We start from the raw sequence: 7330 nt of genomic DNA, 5'->3' as shown, positions 1-7330 counted from the left end.
CCCGCCGGAACCTCCACCGGCACCTCATGACCCCGGTTCGACGCCACCACCGGACGCACATGATCCGTCGGCAGCGACAACTCCTCCGGAATCCCTGCCAACTCCGCTCGCCAGAAACCAACCTGACGCGACATCAGACTCTCCGGATCGTCCGAGTCACCCAGCAGCTCCCGCTGCCACAACGCGTAATCCGCGTACTGCACCGGCAGCGGCTCCCACTCAGGCGCCCCACCCGCCACACGCGCCGCATACGCCGCCGAGACATCCGCCGCCAACGGCGCCCACGACCAACCGTCACCCGCGATGTGATGCACCACGACCACCAGCACCCGCCCGCGCGGCCCACCCTCGAACAACCACGCCCGGATCGGCACCTCAGCCGCCAGGTCGAACAGATGCCCCGCAGCCTCCACCACGGCACCGTCCAGCTCCTCCGGCACCACCTCGACCACCGACAGCCCCCACACCAACTCCTCGGGAGCAAGGATCCGCTGGTAGGGCTCGCCGTTCTGGGTCGGCAGCACGGTGCGCAGCACCTCGTGCCGGGTGATCACATCCCGCAGGGCCGCACCGAGGACCTGGGAGTCGATCTCCTCCGGCAGCTTCAGCGCCATCGGAATGTTGTAGGCGGCACCGGCGTCCTGGAGCTGGCCGATGAACCACATACGGCGCTGCGCGTACGACAGCGGCACCCGCTCGGGACGCTCCATCGGCGTCAGGGCCGGCCGGCTGTTCCCGTCCTCGTCCGCGATCCGGGCGGCCAGGGCCGCCACGGTCGGTGCGTCGAACAGGACCCTGATGTCCAGGTTCACGCCGAGCACCCCACGGATCCGGCTGGCCAGCCGGACAGCGAGCAAGGAGTGGCCGCCGAGGGCGAAGAAGTCGTCGTCGACGCCGACGTTCTCCACGCCGAGGATCTCCGCGAACACGCCGCACAGGAGTTCCTCGCGCGGGTTCGCCGGGGGCCGGCCCGCGGCGGATCGCTCCTCCGGGGCGGGGAGCGCCTTGCGGTCCACCTTGCCGTTCACGGTGATCGGCAGGGCGTCGAGCACCACGACCGCCGAGGGGACCATGTACTCCGGCAGCCGCTCGGTGGCCAGAGCGGTGACGAGGCCGGGCAGGTCGGCGGGCGCGCCGTCGGCGACCACGTACGCGACCAGGCGCTTCTCACCGGGGGTGTCCTCGCGTACGACGACGGCGGCCTGGGTGATGCTCGGGTGCGAGGCGATGACGTTCTCGATCTCGCCGGGCTCGATCCGGAAGCCGCGGATCTTCACCTGCTCGTCGGTGCGTCCGGCGAACACGAGCCGTCCGTCCGCCGTCCAGCGGGCCCGGTCGCCCGTGCGGTACAGGCGCTCGCCGGGACCGCCGAAGGGGTTCGCGACGAAGCGTTCCGCCGTCAGGCCGGGGCGGCCGAGGTAGCCGCGCGCCAGGCCGATGCCGGCGACGTACAGCTCGCCGGGCACGCCGACGGGCACCGGGGCGAGGAACTCGTCCAGGACGAAGACCCGGGTGTTGACGACCGGCGAGCCGATCGCCACCTCCACGGCCTCCGGGTCACAGGCCCACAGCGTCGCGTCGACCGTGGTCTCGGTCGGGCCGTAGGAGTTGAACAGGCGGTGGCCGCGTGCCCAGCGGGCCATCACGTCGGGCGGGCAGGCCTCGCCGGCGGTCACCAGGACCACGTTCGCGGCGATCGACTCCTCGTCCAGGACGGCCAGCACCGCCGGGGGCAGCGTCACGTGCGTGACCCGCTGCTCCGCGAGGAACCTCGGCAGGGCCTCGCCGAGTCGGCGCTCCTGCGGGATCACCACCAGGGTCGCGCCGGTGAGCAGGGCCATCAGCCACTCCCAGCCGAAGGTGTCGAAGCCCGCCGAGGCGAACTGCCCCACCCGCGCTCCGGCGCCGACCTCCAGGTAGCGGACGTGGCCTGCCACCAGGCTCGCCACACCCGCGTGGGAGACCAGCACGCCCTTGGGACGTCCGGTCGAGCCCGAGGTGTAGATCACGTAGGCCGCGTTCTCCACCCGGGCCGTCGAAGCGGGTGCGGTGCACTCCAGTGCCGCCAGCGCGACCACCGTTTCCGGCGCGTCCATCAGCACGGCGGTGCCCGGCACGACCCGGGCCGTCCCCGAGGAGGCCAGCACCACCGCGGGCATGGCGTCGTCGAGCATGTAGGCGATGCGGTCCGCCGGGTAGGCCGGGTCGATCGGCATGTACGTGCCGCCGGCCTTCGCCGCGGCGAGCAGCGCCACCATCAGGTCGACGCCGCGCTCCAGGCACACCCCGACGATCGACTCCGTGCCCACGCCCCGGCCGGCCAGGTACCGGGCCAGGCGGTTCGCCCGCGTGTCCAGTTCGGCGTAGGTCACCTCCTCGCCGTCGGCAGCCACCGCCACCGCGGCCGGATGGCGTGCCACCTGCGCGGCGAACAACTCCGCCACGGTTCCCGAGGGGACGTCGGCAGCGGTGGCGTTCCACTTCCCCAGCAGCCGTTCGCGCTCGGTGGCGTCCAACACCTCCACGGCGCTCAGCCGGATCTGCGGATCACCAGTGAGGAGGTCCAGCACATGCACCAGCCGGGCCACCAGACGCTCGGCAGATGCCTCGTCGAGCAGGTCCGCCGCCGCGGTCACCGAACCCAGTACGCCCGCCGGGGCGCCCTGATCGTCGAACATCTCGGACACGATGACGTCGAGGTCGAACCGGGCCGGCGTTCTGCCGGCCGCGCGCTGCTCGACCCGCAGCCCGGGCAGTTCCAGCACCGCCCGCTCGGTGTTCTGCAGGGTGAGCATCACCTGGAACAGCGCGTGCCGGGACATCGAGCGGTTCGGCGCCAGCTCCTCCACCAGTCGCTCGAACGGCACGTCCTGGTGGGTGAAGGCCTCCAGGCTGCGCTCCCGCACCCGGCCGAGCACCTGACGGAAGGTCGGGTCCCCCGAAAGGTCGGTGCGCACGACCAGGGTGTTGAGGAAGAAGCCGATCAGGTCGTTGAGCGCGTCATCGGTGCGGCCGGCGTTGGGCGAACCGATCGGGATGTCCGTGCCGGCGCCCAGACGCGAGAACAACACCGCAAGGGCGGCCTGCAGCACCATGAACACCGTCACGCCCTCGGCCCGCGCCAGCTCCACCAGCCGCGCGTGGACGTGGGCCGGAACCTCCACGGGCAGCTGGTGACCGGAGTGCGAGGGCACGGCGGGGCGCGGGCGGTCGAAGGGCAGGTCGAGTTCCTCCGGCGCCCCCGTCAGCGCGTCGCGCCAGTAGTCGGCCTGGCGGGAGATCACGCTGTCCGGATCGCGCTCGTCGCCCAGCAGGCCGCGCTGCCACAGCGCGTAGTCGGCGTACTGCACCGGCAACGGCTCCCACCGCGGCGCCCGGCCGGCCATACGCGCCGCGTAGGCCACCGACAGGTCGCGGCCCAGCACGCCTGTGGACCAGCCGTCACTGGCTATGTGGTGGACCGTCACCACCAGGACGTGCTCCTCGGGCGCAACACGGAACAGCGAGGCTCTGATCGGCAGCTCCGACGCCAGGTCGAAGAGGTGCGCCGCCGCCTCGGCGACCGCCGAGTCCAGCGCCTCTTCGACCACCTCGGCCACCGACAGCCTCCAGGTCAGCCCTTCCGCCGGAAGGACCCGCTGGTACGGCTCGTCGTCCACGACCGGGAAGACCGTGCGCAGCACCTCGTGCCGGCCGATCACGTCCAGCAGCGCCGCGTTCAGCGCCTCCTCGTCCAACCGGCCGGACAGGCGCAGTGCGACCGGCACGTTGTAGGTCGCGCTCGGCCCCTCCAGCTGCCCCAGGAACCACAGGCGGCGCTGCCCGTAGGACAGCGGCACTCGCTCCGGGCGCTCCCCGGCCGTCAGCGCCGTGCGTGCCGTCTCGGCGTCGCCCAGGCGGGCTGCCAGGCCGGCCACCGTCGGGACGTCGAACAACGTGCGCAGTGGCACCTCGACCCCGAGGACCGTACGGATCCGGCTCATCAGCCGGGTGGCGAGCAGCGAGTGGCCGCCGAGGGCGAAGAAGTCGTCGTCCACACCGACCCGAGGCAAGCCCAGCACCTCCGCGAACACGCCGCACAGGAGTTCCTCCTGGAGGGTGGCAGGACCACGGCCGGTGCCGGCCGCGTACTCCGGGGCTGGGAGGGCTCTGTGGTCGAGCTTGTCGTTCACGGTCAGCGGCAACGCGTCCAGCACCATCACGGCGGACGGCACCATGTACCCGGGCAGCTGCTCGGCGACGAAGTCGCGGACCGAGGCCGGCAGCCCGACCGCGCCGTCGGCGGCGACCACGTAGGCCACCAACAGCGCGTCGCCCGCCGTCTCCCGCCGGACGACCACGGCCGCCTGCCGGACCTGCGGGTGCGCGGCCACGGCGGCCTGGACCTCGCCCAGCTCGATCCGGAAGCCGCGGACCTTGACCTGGTCGTCGGCCCGGCCCACGTACTCCATCTCGCCCTCGGCGTTCCAGCGCACCAGGTCGCCGGTACGGTACAGACGCTCACCCGCCCCGCCGAACGGGTCGGCGACGAACCGTTCGGCCGTCAACCCCGCACGCCCCAGGTAGCCGCGCGCCAGACCCGCGCCGGCCAGGTAGAGCTCACCGGCGGCGCCCACCGGGACCGGTGACAGCGCGCCGTCCAGCACGTAGGCCCGCGTGTTGCCGATCGGCACACCGATGGGCACCTTGGAGATACCGGGTCGCGCCCGCCAGCTCAGCGCATCCACGGTCGTCTCGGTCGGGCCGTAGGTGTTGAACAGCCGCCGTCCGGCGGCCCAGCGCCTGACCAGCTCCGGCGGGCAGGCCTCGCCCCCGACCTCCAGAACCACCTCGGCGCCGATCGAGCCCTCCTCCAGACCCGCCAGCACTGCGGGCGGCAGAGTGGCGTGCGTCACCCCGGCCTCGGTGAAGAAGTCGGCTAGGTCGGCACCCAGACGGCGGTTCGGCGGCACCACGACCAGCGTCGCGCCGTAGGCGAGGGCCAGCGACCACTCCAGGCAGAAGTTGTCGAAGCTGACCGACGCGAACTGTGCCACTCGGGAGCCCGGACCGGCACCGAAACGGGCCAGCGCCGCAACCGTGTTCGCGAACGAGCCCAGCGGGACACCGACGCCCTTCGGCCGACCCGTCGACCCCGAGGTGTAGATCACATACGCCAGCTGCCCGGGCAGTGTCGCGGGCCGCTCGGCCGGGGCCGGTCCGGCGGGCTCCCGGAGCACCTCCGCAGAGTCCACCAACAGCACCGGGGTCTTCTTTTGCGCGACCACCTCGGCCGTGGCCGCCGAGGCCAGAACCAGCGCCGGCCCCGCGTCCTCCAGCATGAAGGTGATCCGCTCGGCCGGGTACTCGGGGTCCACCGGCAGATAGGCGGCACCCGACTTCAGCACCGCCAGCACGGCGACGACCAGGTCAACACCCCGGTCCAGGGCCAGGGCCACCACCGACTCCCGGCCGACCCCCAGGCCGGTCAGGTGGTGCGCCATCCGGTTCGCCCGCGCCTCCAGCTCGGCGTACGACACCTCCACACCATCGGCGACGATCGCCACCGCGCCCGGCGTCCGCGCCGCCCACTCCTCGAACCGCCGGACCACGGGCGCCGAGGACACCTCGGCCGCCGTGTCGTTCCACGCGCCGAGAACCCGGTGAAGTTCCTCCTCGGCCAGCACGGGAAGCGTGCTCAGCCGCTGGTCCTCGCCTCCCGCCAGCGCCGTCTCCAGCGCGTCGACCAGGTGCTCGCCGGCCGTGCGCAGCAGCATGCCCACCGCCCGGGGGTCGACCGGGGCGACCGCGTCCACGGCCAGCGCGAGGGACGCGCCGTCGTCGTCGACCGACACGCTCAGCGGGTAGTTCGTGCGTTCCTCGGAGGAGAGCACCCGCATCCCGGCGAAGCCCTCGGCCGCCGCTTGCACCTCGCTCTGCGCTGTGTTGTGGCGGTAGTTGAAGAGCGAGGTGAACAGCGGCGTGTCACCGCCGACTCCGCTGACCCGCTGGGCCATGGCCAGCGAGGCGTGCTCGTGCTCCAACAGATCGGCCAACTGGCGCCGCATCGCCGCCACGGCCTCCAGCACGCCCAGCTCGCCCGTCTTCACCCGCACCGGAAGGGTGTTGATGTACGGGCCGAGCACCCGGCCGGAACCGGCGCCCGCGCTCATGCGGCCGAGCAGCACGGTCCCGAAGACGACGTCCTGACCGCCCGAAACGGCAGCCAGCACCCGGGCCCACGCCACGTGCAGCAGCGTCGCCGCACTGGTGCCCAGACGGCGCGCGACCTCGCGCAGACGGTCGTTCAGCTCCGGTGTGAAGGGCACCACTGCCGACGCCGTCTCCGCGCCGTCGCCCCTCACGTCCACCATCCCGTACGGGGCGGTCGGCTCATCGACATCTGCCAGCAGCTCGGTGAAGTACCGCTCGTGCTGGACCCGGGCCTCACCGCCACGAGCCTGCGCGACGAGGTTTCGGAACGGCAGCGGCTCGGGAAGTCCGCTGCCGCGCCCGGCCATGAAGGCCGCCACCTCGCCGAGCATGGCCTCGAGAGCGGTGTGGTCCTGCACCATGTGGTGCAACCGCACCAGCACGAGCCGGCGGTCCGTTCCGGGGATCACAGCGGCGTGAGCGGTGATCAGTGGAGCGCGGCCCAGGTCCATGGACGTGCCCACGCTGCTCACCAGTTCGGCCGCCAGGTCGGTGCTGTGCGGGTCGAGGGTCACCTCGGTGACCGGCAGGGTGGCGCGGCGCCAGACCACCTGCACCGGTTCGCGCAGCCCTTCCCAGACGATCGAGGTCCGGTAGATGTCGTGCCGGTCGATCACCTGCTGAAGGGCACGGACGAAGTTGTCGAACACCTCCGGCGAGTCGAATTCGATGACCGTCGGCAGGACGTAGGCGTCCGCGCCACCGTCGGCGAGCAGGTGGTGGAAGAGCAGGCCCTCCTGCAGCGGCGCCAGCGGGTACACGTCGGCGATGTTGGCCGCGCCGCCCTCTACCGAGGCCACCACTCGTGCCACCTCGTCAGCCGACAGGTCGACCAGGTTCAGCATGTCCGGGTGGATCTCGTGTGCGTCGGCGGGGATCAGGTTCGCCGGTACCTCCACCTGCGACGCACCGGTCGAGGCGGCCAGACCGGTCGGGGTCGGCGACTGGAAGAACGCCCGTACGGAGACCGAAACGCCCTGTGAGCGCAGCACCTCCACCAGGCGCACGGCGAGGAGGGAGTGCCCGCCGAGGGCGAAGAAGTCGTCGTCGACACCGACCTGTTCCAGGCCGAGGACTTCGGCGAAGGCGGCGCAGACGATCTCCTCGCGAGCATTGGCCGGCGCCCGGCCGGCACCGG

The 7330-nt window shown here is 72.3% G+C and carries 1 protein-coding gene; it reads right to left on the bottom strand.

What is annotated here, in order from left to right; all coding sequences use genetic code 11:
* A partial coding sequence (locus AB0L59_RS42105; RefSeq protein WP_365593466.1) for an amino acid adenylation domain-containing protein occupies positions 1-7330 on the bottom strand: 7330 nt, incomplete at both ends.

This window comes from Streptomyces sp. NPDC052109, from assembly GCF_040680195.1.
In the GTDB taxonomy this organism is placed as follows: Bacteria; Actinomycetota; Actinomycetes; order Streptomycetales; family Streptomycetaceae; genus Streptomyces.
Note: the sequence above shows the minus strand (reverse complement) of the source record. Positions and strands in the feature narration are given on the sequence as shown.